This is a genomic window from Mycobacterium sp. (genome assembly GCF_044223235.1).
Taxonomy (GTDB): Bacteria; Actinomycetota; Actinomycetes; order Mycobacteriales; family Mycobacteriaceae; genus Mycobacterium.
Map to the genome: position 1 here is coordinate 320,756 of NZ_JBGAME010000002.1, position 17,610 is coordinate 338,365.

Genomic DNA, 17,610 nt, shown 5'->3' on the forward strand with positions numbered 1-17,610 from the left:
GTGCGGGTCGCCGCAGCGGCCCTCGGCGTCGCTGTCGCGAGTGCCGCGACGGTCCTTTCGGCACCGGCCGGGCCCGCAGGGGCCCGGCCGTCCGATCCGGGCGTGGTGTCCTACGCGGTGCTCGGCAAGGGTTCGGTCGGCAACGTCGTCGGGGCGCCGATGGGGTGGGAGTCGGTGTTCAGCACCCCCTTCCAGGCCTATTACGTCGACCTCCCGGCCTGCAACAACTGGGCCGATATCGGGCTTCCCGAGGTGTTCGACGATCCGGATCTGGCGTCGTTCAGCGGCGCGGTGACGCAGACGTCGGCGACCGATGTGACGCACTTCGTGAAGCAGGCCGTCGGGGTGTTCGCCACCGTCGACGCGGCGCAGCGCGCCTTTCACCGGGTGGTCGACCGGACGGTGGGCTGCTCGGGCCAGACGACCGCGATGCACCTGGACAACTTCACCACCCAGGTGTGGAGCTTCACGGGCGGACCTGGGAGCGCGACCGAGCAGGACTGGGTCAAGCAGGAGATCGGACCGGGCGGCGGGCCGCTCGACCGGCGCTGCTTCGTCACCACCCGCGCCCGCGAGAACGTGCTGCTCCAGGCCAAGGTGTGCCAGTCCGGCAACGGGGGTCCCGCGGTGAACGTGCTCGCCGGCGCCATCCAGAACACGCTCGGGCAGTAGCGGTAACGGCCGCGGTATTCGGCTACACGTCATCGACGTGTCACACAACGCGATCGGAATTTGTCGGTCACCTCTGGAAGATGGAGAAGGTGGCGGCGATCGACCGATCCCGCCGCTGCCTACCAGCGGTCTTGTTCCGGTACCGGACGGGATACGACGGGACACGGGACGGGATAGGAGGGATGGTTGTCGATGACTCTGCCCGTCAGGCCCATCGGGCCCGCCGCGCGCCGGCCCGAGCGCAGCGATTTTCACGCGCGGCGCCTCAGGCCATTCACCAACGCCTATGACGCCGCCGCGCACATCGGTGCAAGCTGCCTGCGCGACGGTCCGCGGGGCCGGGTCGGCCTCGAGGTCGAGGCGCACTGCTTCGACCTCTCCGCACCCGGCCGCAGACCGGGTTGGGACGAGATAACCACGGTCATCGCGACGGTTCCCGACCTTCCCGGGGGCGGCAGGATCACCGTCGAACCCGGCGGCGCCGTGGAACTGTCCGGACCGCCCGCCGACGGTGCGCTGCCCGCCATCGCCGCGATGGCCGCTGACCGTGCGGTGCTGCGCGAGACCTTCGCCCGCGCCGGCTTCGGCTTGGTGCTGCTCGGGGCGGATCCGCTGCGACCACCCGCCCGGGTCAACCCCGGGGCAAGGTACCGGGCGATGGAGCGGTTCTTCGCGGCCAGCGGCACCGGTGCCGCGGGTGCGGCGATGATGACGTCGACGGCGTCGGTGCAGGTCAACCTCGACGCGGGACCGCGCGAAGAGTGGGCTGCCCGGGTGCGGCTTGCACATGCCCTCGGGCCGACGATGATCGCGATCACGGCGAACTCACCGCTTCTGGACGGCCGGTTCACGGGCTGGCGCAGCACCCGCCAGCGGGTGTGGGGAGAGCTGGACTCGGCACGCTGCGGACCTGTCCTCGGCGCCGGCAGCGATGATCCGGCCAGCGACTGGGCGCGCTACGCACTGCGGGCGCCGGTGATGCTGGTGCGCAGCGCCGATGCCGCGGACTCGGCGACGTCGCATTCCGGTGCGCTGCCGGTGACGAACTGGGTGCCGTTCGCCGACTGGGCCGACGGCCGCGCCGTGCTCGGCGGCCGCAGACCCACCGAAGCGGATCTGGACTACCACCTGACCACGTTGTTCCCGCCGGTGCGCCCGCGGGGATTCCTGGAGATCCGCTACCTCGACAGCGTCCCCGACGCCGTCTGGCCCGCGGTGGTGTTCACGATGACGACGCTGCTCGACGACCCGTCGGCGGCGGAGATCGCGACGCAGGCCACCGAACCGGTCGCCACCGCGTGGGATCCCGCCGCGCGGGTCGGACTCGGCAACCGGCGGCTGCACACCGCAGCCATCCGCTGTGTGCACGCCGCCGCCGAACGCGCACCCGACGCGCTGGCGGAATCGATGGGACACCTCGTGCGTTCGGTGGAACGGGGCCGCTCGCCGGGCGACGACTTCGCCGACCGCGCGGTGAAGCACGGAATCGCCACCGCGGTGGCCGAGCTCGCGAAGGGTGCGCTGTGACGTCACGAGAAACGCTGGCGCGGGAGCTGACCCTGGCGCGGGAGCGCACGCTGCGGCTGGTGGACTTCGACGACGCCGAACTGCACCGCCAGTTCGACCCGTTGATGAGCCCGCTGGTGTGGGACCTCGCGCACATCGGGCAGCAGGAGGAGCTGTGGCTGCTGCGGGGGGGCGACCTCAACGCGCCCGGACTGCTGCCGCCCGCCGTCGATCGCCTGTACGACGCGTTTGTGCACAGCCGGGCCAGCCGGGCCGCGCTTCCGCTCCTGCCACCGGCCGACGCCAGGGCGTACTGCGCGACCGTACGCAACCGCGCGCTGGACACCCTCGATGCGCTGCCCGACGAACGCCCCGACGACCCGGCGCAGGGCGGAAGCGATCCGGCATTCGCGTACGGCCTGGTCATCAGCCACGAGAATCAGCACGACGAGACGATGCTGCAGGCACTGAACCTGCGCTCCGGCTCCCCGCTGCTGGACGCCGGAGCGCCGCTGCCATCCGGGCGCCCGGGGGTGGCGGGCACCTCGGTACTCGTTCCCGGCGGGCCGTTCCTGCTGGGCGTGGACCCGGTGAGCGAGCCGCATTCGCTGGACAACGAGCGGCCCGCCCACCAAGTCGACCTGCCGAGCTTCCGGATCGGCCGGGTGCCGGTGACCAACGCCGAGTGGCGGGAGTTCATCGACGACGGCGGCTATCACCGCAGGCAGTGGTGGTCCGACCGGGGCTGGGCCCATCGCACCGACGCGGACCTGACCGCGCCGCAGTTCTGGAACTCCGGCGCGCTGACGGGCACCCGCACCCGGTTCGGCCACCTTGAAGAGATCCCCGGCGAAGAGCCGGTGCAGCACGTCACCTATTTCGAGGCCGAAGCGTACGCGGCGTGGGCAGGCGCGCGCCTGCCCAGCGAGGCGGAATGGGAGAAGGCATGCGCCTGGGATCCGGTGACGGACCGGCGGCGTCGATTCCCCTGGGGCGCAACCGAACCCACCGCACACCTGGCGAACCTGGGCGGCGCGGCGCTGCGGCCCGCCCCGGTCGGGGCCTATCCGGCGGGCGCGTCGGCATACGGCGCCGAACAGATGCTCGGCGATGTGTGGGAGTGGACCACGTCGCCGCTGCGGCCGTGGCCCGGGTTCGTGCCGATGATCTACGAGCGGTATTCACAGCCGTTCTTCGACGGGGCCGCGGCCGGCGAGTACCGGGTGCTGCGCGGCGGGTCCTGGGCGGTGGCGCCGGGCATCCTGCGGCCCAGCTTCCGCAACTGGGACCATCCGATCCGCAGGCAGATCTTCGCGGGCGTGCGCCTGGCCTGGGACGCCGACGACTCCAACCACGCCGCCGGGGAGCGATCCTGATGTGCAGGCACCTGGGCTGGCTGGGCGAACCGCGGTCGTTGGCGGCGCTGATGCTCGACCCGCCGTACAGCCTGTTGGTGCAGTCGTATGCGCCGCGCAGGCAGAAACACGGCCTGATCAACGCCGACGGCTGGGGCGTCGGCTTCGTCGACGCGGGCGAGTCCGGCGGCTCCGGCGGTGAGGAAGCGGGTGTGGTGCGCAGGTGGCGCAGCGCGTCGCCGCTGTGGGGTGACGCGTCGTTCGCGTCGATGGCTCCCGCGTTGCGCAGCCAATGCGTGGTGGCGGCGGTGCGCTCGGCGACGGTCGGCATGCCGATCGAGGCGTCGGCGGCGGCCCCGTTCACCGACGGGCGCTGGCTGCTTTCCCACAACGGTCTGGTCGACCGCAGCGTGCTGCCGCCCTCGCCGCGCGCCGAATCCACGGTGGACAGTGCCCTGCTGGCGGCGCTGATCTTCGACCGCGGTGTGCACCGGCTCGGTGAGGTCATCGCCGAGGTGGGCGCTGCCGATCCGAACGCGCGGCTGAACATCCTGGCGGGCAACGGAACCCAATTGGTCGCCACCACCTGGGGCGACACACTGTCGCTGCTTCGCACCGACGACGGGGTGGTGCTGGCCAGCGAGCCCTACGACGACGACCCCGGCTGGCAGGAGATCCCCGACCGCCGTCTGGTGCGCGTCCAAGGCTCGGAGATCGAGTTCATCGGGCTGAAAGGACCGGCATGACCTTCACGATGGCCAACTACCTGGCCGCCGACTCCGCCGCGATGGCGCTTCGCCGCGACGTGCGGCAGGGACTGACCCGTACACCGAAGTCGTTGCCGCCCAAATGGTTCTACGACTCGGTGGGTAGCGACCTGTTCGACCGGATCACCCGGTTGCCCGAGTACTACCCCACCCGCGCCGAAGCGCAGATCCTGCGCGACCGCTCGGCCGAGATCGTCGCCGCCGCCGGGGCAGACACCCTGGTGGAGCTGGGAAGCGGCACCTCGGAGAAGACCCGCATGCTGCTCGACGCGATGCGCGACGGCGGATCGTTGCGCCGGTTCATCCCGTTCGACGTGGACGCCGGGGTGCTGCGGGCGGCGGGGACCGCGATCCGGCGCGAGTATCCGGGTGTCGAGGTCGAGGCCGTCTGCGGCGACTTCGAGGAGCACCTCGGCAAGATCCCTCGGGTGGGACGGCGGCTGGTGGCCTTCCTCGGTTCGACCATCGGCAACCTGACCCGGGAACCGAGGGCGGAGTTCCTGGCCACCCTCGCCGACGGCATGCAGGACGGCGACGCCGTGCTGCTCGGCACCGACCTGGTCAAGGACGTCGGCCGGCTGGTGCGCGCGTACGACGACAGCGCCGGGGTGACGGCGGCATTCAACCGCAACGTGCTGGCCGTGGTCAACCGCGAACTCGGCGCCGACTTCGATCTCGCGGCCTTCAACCATGTCGCCCGCTACAACGAGGACGACCAGCGCATCGAGATGTGGCTGCGGGCGATCAGCGCCCAGCGGGTGAGCATCCCCGACCTGGGACTGACCGTCGATTTCGACGCGGGTGAGGAAATGCTGACCGAGGTGTCGTGCAAGTTCCGGCCCGACGGTGTCGCCGCCGAACTGGCCGCGGCGGGGCTGTCGCTCACCCACTGGTGGACCGACCCGGCGGGCGACTTCGGCCTGTCCCTCTCGGTGAAATGACGGCGTCGGTCACATGACGGCGCTCCGGCTACGGTGGCGCGAGGCCCGGCCCGAGGTCGCCGGCCTGCACTTCGACAGCGCGGCCTGTTCGCGGCAGAGCTTCGCCGTAGTCGACGCCGCGGCCCGCCACGCCCGTCACGAAGCCGAGGTCGGCGGCTATGTGGCGATGGAGGCCGCGGCGCCTGCGCTGGCCGCCGGCCGTGCCGCGGTCGCCGCGCTGACCGGGCACACCGCCGACAACGTGGTGTTCACCTCGAGTTCGGGCCATGCGCTGGATCTGCTGCTGAGTAGCTGGCCGGACGACAGGACACTGGCCTGTCTGCCCGGTGAGTTCGGACCCAACCTGGCGGTGATGGCCGCCAACGGTTTCGCGGTGCGGCCGCTCCCGGTCGACGGTGACGGCAGGCTGCTGGTGGAGGAGGCGACGGCCGCGTTGGCGGCCGACCCGCCCGCCCTGGTCCACCTCACGGCGCTGGCCAGTCACCGCGGCGTCGTGCAGCCGCTGGCCGCGATGACCGCCGCCTGCCGGGAGCTGGGCGTCCCGCTGGTGGTGGATGCCGCCCAGGCGCTGGGCCATATCGACTGCGCCGTCGGCGCCGACGTGACCTACACGTCGTCGCGCAAGTGGCTGTCGGGCCCGCGCGGCGTCGGCGCCATGGCCATCGGTCCGGAGCTGGCAGCGCGCCTGCGCCCGCGCCTGCCACCCCCGGACTGGGTTGTCCCGATGGACACCCTGCGCAAGCTCGAACTCGGCGAGGCGAATGTTGCGTCCTGGGTGGCGTTCTCGGTCGCGGTCGGCGAACACCTGGCGGCCGGACCCGCAGCGGTGCGGGCCGGGCTGGCCGAGGTCGGCCGCCTGACGCGCGCGGCGATGGACGGCGCAGGCGGGTGGCGGGTGATCGAGGCCGCCGACGAACCCAGTGCGATCACCACCCTTGAGCCGCCCGACGGTGTCGCGCCTGCCGCGGTGCGCGCGCGGCTGATCGCCGAGCACGGCGTGGTAACCACCGCCGCCGAAGTGGCCCGCGCCCCGTTCGAGATGGCCGGCCCCGTACTGCGGCTGTCACCCCACGTCGACACCGGCGAGTCCGAGCTGGTGATCTTCCGCGACGCACTGATCACGGCGACCGCGGCCAGCTGACGGCCGAACCGCGCCGCTGACGGCCCGCAACGGCGACGCGGCGGGCGCTTTCCGCGCAGCCTGCGGATAACCCGGCTGAGCATCTGGTTTGCCGATTCTCGGGCCGGCACCGCGGATGCGACGGCCGGCGCGTTGGGGGAGGATACCGGCGCGCCGCCGCAACCGTCGGCGGGGATTCGACGGGGATACTAAGGGGACGGGAAGTGAGGCGGTCGGTTGACTGAGCCTGACGTGACCTCGCAGCCGCACGATCCGCTCTGGTTGCCGCCCAAACCCAAACGCGACCGCAGCCTGGTCGTCGCCGGGGTAGTCGTCGCGGTGGCCCTGGTGGTCGGGTTGGTCTTCTCGCTGTTCGGCGGCAGCAACGCCATCCTGCGCAGCGGAGGAGGCGACGTCGTCACCATCGGCACCACCGAGGGCAGCGCCGACTTCTGGCCGATCCTGCAGCGCCTGGCCGCCGATGAGGGCATCACGATCCGCGTCGTCAACTTCGCCGACTATGCCCAGCCCAACCCGGCGCTGGCGCAAGGCCAGACCAACCTGAACCTGTTTCAGCACCTGCAGTTCCTGGCCAGCTACAACGTGGCCGCGGGGGAGACGCTGACCCCGATCGGCTCGACCGTCGTCGTCCCGCTCGGGCTGTACTCGCAGCGCTACACCTCGGTCGCCGACATCCCCGACGGTGCGCAGGTAGCGATCCCCAACGACCCGACCAATCAGGCGCGTGCGCTGCTGGTCCTGCAACAGGCCGGGCTGGTGCGACTGCGGGGCGGCGGCAACATCCTGTCCACACCTGCGGACGTCGACACCGTCGGGACCCGCATTGCCGTCGTCCCGATCAGCGCCCAGCAGACGGTCACGTCTCTGCCGTCGGTGGCCGCGGCGGTGATCAACAACGGCTTCGCCCTCGACGCCGACCTCGACCCGTCCTCGGCGATCTACAACGACGATCCGAACAGCCCCGCGGCCGAGCCCTACATCAACGCGTTCGTGTCGCGGGAGGAGGACAAGGACAACCCCACCTACCTGAAGATCGTCGAGCTGTACCACGATCCCGAGGTGACCAAGGCGGTGGTCGACGCCTCCCGCGACACCGCGGTGATCGTCGACAAGCCTGCCGCGGATTTGCAGCGCATCACCCGAGACCTCGAGGACCAGATCCGTGCCAATTGACCACCGGGCAGGGGACACCGCATGACCGCCATCGTCGAGTTCGTCAACCTCACCAAGACCTATCCGGTCGAAGGGTCCAAGGACACCTTCGATGCCCTCAAGTCGATCAACCTGGCGATCGAGGGCGGCACCATCTACGCCATCATCGGCGGTTCGGGCGCGGGTAAGAGCACGCTGGTGCGGATGATCAACGCGCTGGAGCATCCCACCTCCGGACAGGTGATCATCGAAGGCACCGTCATCACCGAGTTGAACGCCAAGCAGATCCGCCAGCTGCGGACCCGGATCGGCATGGTGTTCCAGCAGTTCAACCTGCTCAACTCGCGCACCGTTTACGGCAACATCGCATTCGCGCTGGAATCCGCGGGCGTGCCGAAGGAACGGCACCGCGACCGCATCGCCGAGCTGCTCCACTTCGTCGGCCTGGCCGAGAAGGCGTGGGCCTACCCGCGACAGCTGTCCGGCGGCCAGAAGCAGCGCGTCGGCATCGCCCGCGCCCTGGCCGCAAACCCGACCATCCTGCTCGCCGACGAATCGACGTCGGCCCTGGACCCGCAGACCACCAACGACGTGCTCAAGCTGCTCAAGAGGGTCAACTCCGAGCTGGGCATCACCGTCATCGTCATCACCCACGAAATGGATGTGGTCCGCAAGATCGCCGACCGGGTCGCCGTGCTCGACCGCGGCGAGTTGGTCGAGGAGGGCGATGTATACCGCATCTTCTCCGAACCCCGCGCCGACCTGACGAGGAACATCGTGGCGAACAGCCTGCACGACAAGCCGTCTGCCGCCGACGCCGCGGACCTGGCCGAGCGCTACCCGGGCCGGCTCGTCGCGGTCAGCGTCTCCGACCAGGATCGGGTAGGCCGGGTTCTGGCCGAGGCGGTGCGCACCGCCGATGTCGGGTTCGAGTTCGTCTACGGTGGCATCTCGGCCCTGCAGGGCAAATCGGTCGGCAACATCACCCTGGCCCTCACCGGGCCCGACGACGCGGTCGACCAGGTGGTGGCGCGGCTCGGCTCGCAGACCACCGTGCAGGAGTTGCGATGAACACCAACTGGGAAGTGCTGCGGCCGATCTTCTGGGAGTCGATCTGGCAGACCCTGCAGATGGTCATCACCACCTTGGTCCTCGGTGGCCTGTTCGGTCTGGTGCTCGGCGTGCTGCTGTACACCACCCGCAAGGGCGGAATCCTCGAAAACCGGTGGTTCTACACGATTCTGAATGTGGTGGTGAACTTCGTCCGGCCCATCCCGTTCATCATCTTCATCGTCGCGATCGGCCCGCTGACGCTGTCCGTCGTCGGCACCACCATCGGCACCAAGGCGGCGATCTTCGCCCTCGTCATCGCGGCCACGTTCGGGATCTCGCGCATCGTCGAACAGAACCTGGTGTCCATCGACCCCGGGGTGATCGAGGCCGCACAGGCCATGGGCGCCGGTCCGCTGCGGATCATCACCCGGGTGCTGCTGCCCGAGGCGCTCGGCCCGCTGATCCTGGGCTACACCTTCGTCTTCATCGCCGTCGTGGACATGACGGCCGTGGCCGGGTCGGTCGGCGGCGGCGGGCTGGGCAACTTCGCGATCGTGTACGGCTACCAGCGGTTCAACTGGTGGGTCACCTGGATCGCCGTGCTGACCATCATCGTGCTGGTGCAGGCCGCCCAGTTCTTCGGGAACTGGTTGTCCGGCAAGGCCCTGCGGCGCTAGCCCCAAGCCCCGAGCCCGCCACGCCCCCCGTGCGTGGAGTTTTCACACGCGACGGGGCCGCAGGCGTGTCACAACTCGACGGTCGACTACCGCGCCCGGGCGACGGGCCTCCCCTCCAAGCGGGCAGGCGCCCGGCTGTCTGACTGTGCCGAATTGTGCTGTCCTTCGATGGGTCTTATCCCCGAAGCTGTTCCCTGCATCACAACACCGGCTTACTTTGGTGCCCGGCACCCGATCAACCGCAGAGAGGATCAACGGGCAATGAAGGTCGAGGAGTTACTCAAGCCGTTCCCCATCAAGGAGTTCCATCCGTTCCCCCGGGCCATGATAGGCCCCGGCGCTGGCGAGATGGTCGGTCCCGAGGCGTTGAAGATGGGCTTCAAGAAGACCCTCGTGATGACCTCGGGCCTGCGCGGCACGAACATCGTGCACAACCTCGTCGAGTCGCTGAAGTGGCACGGTCTCGAGGTCGTGCTGTACGACAAGGTGGAGTCCAACCCCAAGGACTACAACGTCATGGACTCGGTAAAGCTGTACCAGGAGAACGACTGCGACAGCTTCATCTCCATCGGCGGCGGCTCCACCCATGACGCCTGCAAGGGCGCCCGCATCTCGGTCGCCCACGACGGCCGCAACGTCAACGATTTCGAGGGCTTCAACAAGAGCGAGAACCCGAAGAACCCGCCGCACATCGCCATCTCCACCACGGCGGGCACCGGGTCGGAGACCTCGTGGGCCTACGTCATCACCGACACCACCACCGATCCCGACAACCCGCACAAGTACGTCGCGTTCGACGACGCCTCGGTGACCAGCCTGGCCGTCGACGACCCGACCCTGTACTACGAATGCCCGGTCGACTACACCGCACAGTGCGGCTTCGACGTGCTCGCCCACGCCTCCGAGCCCTACGTGTCGCGGCTGAACTTCGAGCCGTCGCTGGGCAACGCCATCCGGGCCATCAAGCTGACCGCAGAGAACCTGCGTGAGGCCACCTGGAACGGCACCGACCTCAAGGGCCGCGAGGGCATGATGTACGCGCAGTACATCGCCGCGCAGGCGTTCAACTCCGGTGGTCTTGGCATCATCCACTCCATCAGCCACGCGGTGAGCGCCTTCTACGACACCCACCACGGCCTGAACAACGCCATCGCGCTGCCGCGGGTGTGGGCGTTCAACATGCCGGTGGCCTACAAGCGCTTCGCCGACATCGCCCAGGCGATGGGGGTGGACACCTACGGCATGACCGACGTCCAGGCCGCCGACGCCGCCCTGGCCGCCGCCATCCGGTTGCTGCGCGACGTCAACATCATCGAGCGCTTCGTGGACGTCAAGCAGGACAGCTACTCCAAGAACCGGCTCGGCCAGGGCCCGACCCCGTTCTACGAGAAGGCCAAGGAGATCAAGGGCGACAAGGCCGACGTGGACCGCATCACCAACCACGTGCTGGGCGACGCCTGCACCCCGGGCAACGCCAAGGAGTGCACCTTCGACCTGGTCCGTCCCGTTGTCGAGCACTGCATGACCGGCGATCTCGACGACCTGCTCACCTGAGAAGACCTGTTCACCTACGAAGAGGATGCTGGAGAGCATGATCTCCACCGTTGAACCGAGCCCGACCGTCACCTCGGGTGACCGGAGCGAGACGTTCGAGTCCGTGGAAGCTGTGCGCACGGCGCTCGCCGGCGAGGGATACATCGCCGACGAGCGGCTTGCCACAACGGTGTTCTTGTTGACCCGGCTGGACAAACCCCTCCTCATCGAGGGGCCGGCCGGTGTCGGCAAGACCGAGCTGGCGAAGGTGCTGGCGGCCGCTACCGGCCGCCGGCTCCTGCGGCTGCAGTGCTACGAGGGGCAGGACGAGACCAAGGCCCTCTACGAGTGGGATTACGGCAAACAGCTGCTGTACACCCAGATCCTGCGCGAGAAGATCGGTCAGCTCGTCGCCGACACCGCCGATCTGACCGAGGCCGTCGAGCGGATCGGCAAGCAGGAGAGCGTGTTCTTCTCCGACCGGTTCCTGGCGCCGCGGCCGCTGCTGGAAGCGGTGCGCTCCGAGGAGCCGGTGGTGCTGCTGGTCGACGAGATCGACCGTGCCGACGAGGCATTGGAGGCGGTGCTGCTGGAACTGCTCGGCGAGTACCAGGTCTCGGTCCCCGAGATCGGCACGTTCCGCGCCAAGCATCCGCCGTACGTGATCCTGACGTCCAACAACACCCGGGATCTGGCGGCTGCCCTCAAGCGCCGGTGCCTGCACCTGTTCCTGGACTACCCGGCCGCCGATCGCGAACTCGAGATCGTGCGGTCCAAGGAGACCGGGCTCAAGGAGGCGCTCGCCGCCCAGCTCGTGGACATCGTGCGCGGGCTGCGGGAGCTGGATCTGCGCAAGTCGCCGAGCATCTCGGAGACCATCGACTGGGCGCGGACCCTGGCGGTGCTCGGGGTGGACGAGCTGACATCGCAGATCCTGTCCGACACCGTGTCGGTGGTGGTCAAGTACGACAAGGACGTCCGCAAGGCACTCGACGCGCTGCCCAAGCTCGTCGACCCGAACGCCACGGTGCCGAAATCGCTGCATTCGCACGGCCATTCCCACGACCATGGACACGGCCCGCATTCCCACGACTCGCACTCCCACGACCATGGGGATGAGCCGCACTCCCACGGGGACCAGCCGCACTCGCACAGCTTGCACTCCCATGACGACGAGAACGGGCCCGACGGCAAGGCGGTCCGGGCGGCCAAGGACACGCCGGGGCGGTTCACCAACGGCTATTACGGAACCCCCAAGAAGACCCCGTCCAGTTCCCTCGGCCGGCGCAGAGCCTTCTAGCCGTCCTCCAGCTGTCCGAGGGAGTCACAGGGCCCATCAATGGAAGCGACCATGCACCGGTTCGTCAGGCTGCTGCGCCTCGGCGGCATCCGTGTCTCGATCCCCGAGGCCATCGACGCGATGCGGTGCGCCAGCCAGCCGGGGATGCTGTCGGACAGGCCGCTGCTGCGCACCGCGCTGCGCGTCGCGCTGGTCAAGGACCACCGTGACGAGCCGATCTTCAACGAGATCTTCGACGCGTTCTTCGCGTTGGTAAGGGTTGGTCCCGACGAGGATGGGCATGGCCACACACACGCCCATGACGACCTCGTCGACACCGGCGAACTCGAATCGTTCACCCTGTCGGAGGAACCCAGTGACACGCCGCAGGAGGGTCACGAGCACGGCAAACCCGCCAGCATTCGTGACTACTTCAAGCAGGAGGACCTGGCTCAGCAGTACAACCTGCACCAGGAGGCCAACCGGATCGATCTGGCGGCGCTGACCGACGAGATCGTGTTCTCCAAGGAATCCGGCGACCCGCGCGAGGACGCCTATCGAGTGCAGCTGGAGACCACCCGGCTGCACGGCGCCGGGTCCGCGGGCAAGCTATCCACCGCGTCGGGAACCAAGATCGACGCGCAGCTGTCGCTGGCCGAGCAGGATCTCCTGCTGGGCTGGCTGGCCGACGAACTCGGCGACGACACCGGTGACGAGGGCGACGCAGCCGTGCTGCGCCGCCGGCTGGCCGGGGTGCTGGAGAACCTGCCCGCCGCGCTCAAACGCCACCTCGAAGCGCTGATGGCGCTGGAAACCAAGGTGATCGAGGAGCGCGAGAAGCGCGAAGTCAAGGTCGGCCGCGTTGCGGAGACCGAACGCGCCGAACTGGAAGAATCCCTGCGCCGGCTCGCCCGCACCCTGCACGGCGCGCTGACTCACCGGCGCCGGATCGCGGCGGCAGGCCGCGTCGACTCGGGCCAGACCATGCGGCGCAACATGCGCACCGACGGCATCCCGTTTGTCCCGGTCACCGTTCAGCGCGCCGAGGACCGGCCGCGGCTGGTGGTGCTTGCCGACGTCAGCCTGTCGGTGCGCGCCACCTCGCGGTTCACCCTCAGCCTGGTGCACGGGCTGCAGGACATGTTTACCCAGGTGCGGTCGTTCGCGTTCGTCGCCGACATCGCCGAGACCACCGAACTGTTCCGCGATCACCCGCCGGAGCGGGCGCTCGGGCTGATCTTCGGCGGCGACGTCATTGATGTCGATGCGAACTCCGACTATGGCGCGGTGTTCGGTGAGTTCATCGCCGAGCACGTCTCCGCGGTCAGCAGGCGCACCACCGTGCTGGTGCTCGGCGACGGCCGCAACAACGGCAACGACCCCAATCTGCAGGCATTCGAGGAGATCACCCGCCGGGCCCGCGAGACGATCTGGCTGACGCCCGAGCCGCGCTACTCATGGGGGCTTGGCAGTTGCGATCTGCCCGCCTACGCCGAGTACTGCGACCGGGTGCGGGTGGTGCGGGACCTGACGGGGCTGGAACGCGCGGCGCACGACTTCGCGGCCGAGGCGGTCGGGCGGTAACCCATCCGCGGGTAGTGCACCCGCCGCCCCATCCGAATCTCCCAACCTCGGCCGACCTACCCGATCGGATAGGGGTTGGTCCGCTGCGACCTGACCATTGTCCTGTTGGATCACCCATGCCGACCCCGTAGGCTGGGTCGGGAATCCTGTTGTGCGGGTCACATCCGGTGCCCCGCGGTGGGTGCAAGGCGGGGTATGGCGAGGCTGGACACGATGGGGACGATGAGGACGCGTTACCCGACCGCGGAACCTACCCTGGTCCCGGAGTACGAACGCGGTGAGCCGATCGGCGCGCATAGCAGGGTACTGAAGTTCCACGCGCCCGAGATCGTGTTCGGCATGGATTCGATGGTCGAGGCCGCACACGCCGCGGCACGGCTCGGCGCCCTTCGACCGCTTTTGGTCACCGACCCCGGGCTCATCGAGGCGGGCTGGGCCGACGAGATGACCGCCCACCTCAAGGACCAGTGCGTCGACGCCAGGGTGTGGAGCGCGCTGACCCCCAATCCCAAAGACCACGAGATCGCCGCGGGTTTCGAGCACTACGCCGCCGAAGGGTGCGATGTCCTGGTCGCGGTCGGCGGCGGATCGGTGATCGACGCCGCGAAAGGTGTGGCGATCCTGGCGGCCAACGGCGGCGGCATCCTCGACTACGAGGGCGTCGACAAGGCGACGATGCCCATCCCACCCCTGGTGGTGGTGCCGTCGACGTCGGGCACCGGTGCCGACGTCTCCCAGTTCTGCATCGTCACCGACACCACCCGCAACACCAAGGTCACCATCCTGGGCCGGGCGCTGGTGCCCGACATCACCGTCATCGACCCGCGGCTGCTCACCACGATGCCCGAATGGCTCAATGCGGCAACCGGTTTGGATGCGCTGACGCACGGCATCGAGGCATTCGTCTCGCTGGCGCACAACCAGCTCACCGACCACCACGCGCTGCGGGCGGTTCGGCTGGTGACCGACAACCTGGTGCAGACCATGCACCGGCCCGACGACATGTGGGCACGTTCGATGATGGCCCAGGCGGCCCTCGAGGCGGGCCTGGCGTTCACCAACGCCATCCTCGGCGCCGCGCACGCCATGAGCCATCAGGTCGGCGGGCTGCTCGACCTGCCGCACGGCGTCATCAACGGGGTGTTGCTGCCCCACGTCATCCGCTTCAACGCCGAGACCGACCCGGAGCCGTACGCGATCATCGCCTCCTGCCTCGGGGTGGCCGAGCGCGGCACCCCCGCTGACGAGGCGGCGCTGGCGCTGGCCGACCGGATCCAGCTGCTGGCCGCCGACGTCGGTGTCCCGCGAGGGCTGGGGCAGCTCGGGGTTCGCGACGAGGACGTGCCGCGGCTCGCGTCGACCGCGCTGCGGGACGCCTGCATGACGACCAATCCGCGCACTGCCGACGAGGTACAGATGCAGGCCCTGTTCCGGGCGGCGATGTGACGACATTCCCGACCCATCGGCCTCGCGTCAGCACACCGGATCTGGAGCGGCTCACCGGAGTTCGTTCCGGCAAGAGCACGTTCTACCCCGAGTTCCGGGTCACCGCCCAGCGGCTGCACCGCGTCGTGGCCGCCCTCGACGCCATCTCGCGAGCGCTGGTGCAGACGGTGCACGGCCCCGAGAACCTGGTCAGGGCGGTCGCGGACGCCGCCCGGATCCATCTGGGCGCGGAGTGGGTGCTGATCGCCCTGGCCGACGGCGCGCTGCCGGAGGCCCGGCCCAGGCATCTCATCCTCGACGCCGACGGCGTGGCGTACGCGTTCGAGGGTCTTTCCGGCGCCCGCGATCCGGGACCGCACCTGCCCGACGCGGTGCTCAACCGCCTCAACGACATCCTGCGGGGTCAGCTCGGCCAGTTCAGGGTTCCGCTGATCGAGAGCCACCACGCGCATGTGCCCATCGAGCTCAACGGCGGCGTCATCGGTGCCTTCGCCGCGTGGACGCCCACCATCCGCACGCTGGACGGCACCGACGAGGCGGTGATGCGCATCCTGTCCAGCCAGACCGCGGTGGCGCTGCAGAACTGCGCACTGTTCCAGAAGTCGCAGGCCTCCCTCGCCAGGGCCGAGGAGGCCTACGGCGAAGCCAGCCGCCACGCGTCCGATCTCGCCGCGCGCAATGCGGAACTGGTCGCGACGCAGCGTGAACTCGGGGCCGCCCAGCGCCATCAAGTGCTCGACTCCGAACGTCACCGGATCGCCCGCGAACTGCACGACAGCGTGGCCCAGACCGTCCTGTCCGCGGGCATGCAGATCGAAGTCTGCCGTAGCGAGATCGAATCACTCTCAGCGGCAAGGGAACTCACGGATCGCCTGGATACGGCCAAGAACCTGACCCGTTCGGCGGTCGAGCAGCTACGGTCGGCGATCTACGCGCTCAACCACCCCGGTGATGCGCGGCGGTCCAGCCTGCCCGAGATGCTCGAACAGCTGGCGACTGTGCATATGCCCGAGGATCTGCGGGTCACGTTGCGGGTGGAGGGAACGCCCGACGAACTGCCGAGCGACGTCGAGCACGCCCTGCTGCGCATCGCCGGCGAGGCGCTGTTCAACACGGCCGTGCACGGCAACGCGTCGCGGGCGATCGTGCGGCTCACCTACCGCCCCTCGGCGGTGGCGATGTCCATCTCCGACGACGGCACCGGGGACCCGGCGAAAATGCGGATGATGTTGCGACTGACCGAGGCCGCCGACGTCGACGGTCACCACCGCGGTCTGGCCAACATGATGGCCAGGGCCAAGGAGCTTGGCGGCTCGTTCGATGTGCAGCGCTCGCGGATCGGCGGGGTGCGGGTGGTCGCCAGGATCCCGAGGAAGTCAGCGGGCCCAGAAACGGAAGCTGAGTCGTCATGAATATGCCTGTGTCGCAACCGGTTCGAACGATCCGCCTGGTCCTCGTCGACGATCACGCCATCCTGCGCCAGGGTCTGCGTTCGGTGCTCGAGCGGGAACGCGACCTGGTTGTCGTGGGCGAGGCCTCCTCGGAGGCCGAGGCCGAGGCGGTCGTGGCGGCGATGGACCCCGACGTGGTGCTGCTCGACCTGAAGCTGTCGGCGGGCTCGGACTTCGAAGGTCTTTCCCTGTGCGCCAAGCTGTCCGCCGCGCACCCCGATCTCGGCCTGCTGGTGCTGACGACCTTTCTGGACGACGAGATCGTCGTCCGTGCCGTGCACGCCGGGGCGCGTGGCTACGTGGTCAAGGACGTCGACACCACCGAGCTGGTCCGGGCGATCAGGGCGGTGTCGGCGGGCGACAGCGCCTTCGACTCGCGCAGCGCGGCGGCGGTGGTGCGGTCGCTTTCCGGCCGCACCGAGCCGCGTCAACAGCTGACCGACCGCGAGATCGAGGTGCTGCGGTTGCTCGCGGCGGGCCTGTCCAACAACAAGATCGGCGAGAAGCTGTACATCTCCGCCACGACGGCGAAGTTCCACGTCAGCAACATCATGCGCAAACTCGAGGTGAGCCGCCGGGCCGAGGCGGTGTACGCCGCCAGCAAGCGCGGTCTGATCTAGCCCCGCTCACGCCCAGTGTGAACCCACGGCGAGTTGTGGCGCGGTTTCTCGACTACGAGGTGTTCGTGCTGTCCCGCATTCGTGAGTACTGGCTGGCGTCCGGGCGCACCCGCGACGACAACGACGAGAGCGTCGCGCTGGGTATCGCCTGCACCGGACGGGTGGTGACGGCGGCCGCGCTGTTGATGTCGATCTCGTTCGCTGCCCTGCTGACGGCGCAGGTGTCGTTCATGAAGATGTTCGGCGTCGGGCTGATCATCGCGGTGCTGGTGGGCGCGACGGTCGTGCGCACCTTGCTGCTGCCCGCGCTCATGCACGTGCTCGGCAGGTTGAACTGGTGGGCGCCCGCGCCCCTGGTCCGCCTGCACCGGCGCATCGGATTGGAGGAGACGCCGCGCACCGCGCGAGTGGGGCCGGACATCCCCTGACGATC

At 69.2% G+C, this 17,610-nt stretch carries 15 protein-coding genes and 1 pseudogene; all 16 read left to right on the plus strand.

What is annotated here, in order from left to right; translation table 11 throughout:
- Entirely contained in the window at positions 1–672 is a 672-nt protein-coding gene (locus tag ADBZ6K_RS04585; protein ID WP_526344664.1) for a sensor domain-containing protein, read from the plus strand.
- 198 nt (positions 673–870) lie between these two features.
- On the plus strand, positions 871–2,199 hold the full coding sequence (gene egtA, locus ADBZ6K_RS04590; protein ID WP_526344883.1) for an ergothioneine biosynthesis glutamate--cysteine ligase EgtA: 1,329 nt from the start codon (positions 871–873) through the stop codon (positions 2,197–2,199).
- Entirely contained in the window at positions 2,196–3,554 is a 1,359-nt protein-coding gene (egtB, locus tag ADBZ6K_RS04595) for an ergothioneine biosynthesis protein EgtB (RefSeq protein ID WP_526344665.1), read from the plus strand. Before egtA ends, egtB begins: the two co-directional genes overlap by 4 nt.
- Positions 3,554–4,279: an ergothioneine biosynthesis protein EgtC gene (egtC, locus tag ADBZ6K_RS04600; RefSeq protein WP_526344666.1), complete on the plus strand. Its 726-nt coding sequence runs from the start codon at positions 3,554–3,556 to the stop codon at positions 4,277–4,279. Before egtB ends, egtC begins: the two co-directional genes overlap by 1 nt.
- Positions 4,276–5,241 (plus strand): L-histidine N(alpha)-methyltransferase, encoded by a 966-nt coding sequence (gene egtD, locus ADBZ6K_RS04605; protein WP_526344667.1) that lies wholly within the window; start codon positions 4,276–4,278, stop codon positions 5,239–5,241. Before egtC ends, egtD begins: the two co-directional genes overlap by 4 nt.
- Positions 5,242–5,254: 13 nt before the next feature.
- Positions 5,255–6,382, plus strand: coding sequence for an ergothioneine biosynthesis PLP-dependent enzyme EgtE (egtE, locus tag ADBZ6K_RS04610; protein WP_526344668.1), 1,128 nt, complete (start codon positions 5,255–5,257; stop codon positions 6,380–6,382).
- A gap of 216 nt (positions 6,383–6,598) precedes the next feature.
- On the plus strand, positions 6,599–7,555 hold the full coding sequence (locus ADBZ6K_RS04615) for a MetQ/NlpA family ABC transporter substrate-binding protein (protein ID WP_526344669.1): 957 nt from the start codon (positions 6,599–6,601) through the stop codon (positions 7,553–7,555).
- 21 nt (positions 7,556–7,576) lie between these two features.
- Positions 7,577–8,605, plus strand: coding sequence for a methionine ABC transporter ATP-binding protein (locus ADBZ6K_RS04620; RefSeq protein WP_526344670.1), 1,029 nt, complete (start codon positions 7,577–7,579; stop codon positions 8,603–8,605).
- The gene (locus ADBZ6K_RS04625) at positions 8,602–9,264 is read left to right on the plus strand and encodes a methionine ABC transporter permease (RefSeq protein WP_526344671.1); all 663 of its coding nucleotides are present in this window, start codon (positions 8,602–8,604) and stop codon (positions 9,262–9,264) included. The genes ADBZ6K_RS04620 and ADBZ6K_RS04625 overlap by 4 nt, the downstream gene beginning before the upstream one ends.
- Positions 9,265–9,525: 261 nt before the next feature.
- Positions 9,526–10,818 (plus strand): NDMA-dependent methanol dehydrogenase, encoded by a 1,293-nt coding sequence (gene mdo / locus ADBZ6K_RS04630; protein WP_526344672.1) that lies wholly within the window; start codon positions 9,526–9,528, stop codon positions 10,816–10,818.
- 37 nt (positions 10,819–10,855) lie between these two features.
- A complete protein-coding gene (locus ADBZ6K_RS04635; protein ID WP_526344673.1) occupies positions 10,856–12,097 on the plus strand; it encodes an ATP-binding protein in 1,242 nt (413 codons plus the stop codon).
- 39 nt (positions 12,098–12,136) lie between these two features.
- A complete protein-coding gene (locus ADBZ6K_RS04640; RefSeq protein WP_526344674.1) occupies positions 12,137–13,660 on the plus strand; it encodes a VWA domain-containing protein in 1,524 nt (507 codons plus the stop codon).
- A gap of 222 nt (positions 13,661–13,882) precedes the next feature.
- A complete protein-coding gene (locus ADBZ6K_RS04645; RefSeq protein WP_526344675.1) occupies positions 13,883–15,106 on the plus strand; it encodes an iron-containing alcohol dehydrogenase in 1,224 nt (407 codons plus the stop codon).
- Complete coding sequence (locus ADBZ6K_RS04650; RefSeq protein ID WP_526344676.1) at positions 15,103–16,518, plus strand: MadS family sensor histidine kinase; 1,416 nt, start codon at positions 15,103–15,105, stop codon at positions 16,516–16,518. Before ADBZ6K_RS04645 ends, ADBZ6K_RS04650 begins: the two co-directional genes overlap by 4 nt.
- Before the next feature lie 8 nt (positions 16,519–16,526).
- Positions 16,527–17,177 (plus strand): MadR family response regulator transcription factor, encoded by a 651-nt coding sequence (locus tag ADBZ6K_RS04655; protein WP_526344677.1) that lies wholly within the window; start codon positions 16,527–16,529, stop codon positions 17,175–17,177.
- Between the two features lie 47 nt (positions 17,178–17,224).
- Positions 17,225–17,605 (plus strand): annotated as a pseudogene (locus ADBZ6K_RS04660) (MMPL family transporter); the annotation flags it as partial.
- Between the last annotated feature and the right edge of the window lie 5 nt (positions 17,606–17,610).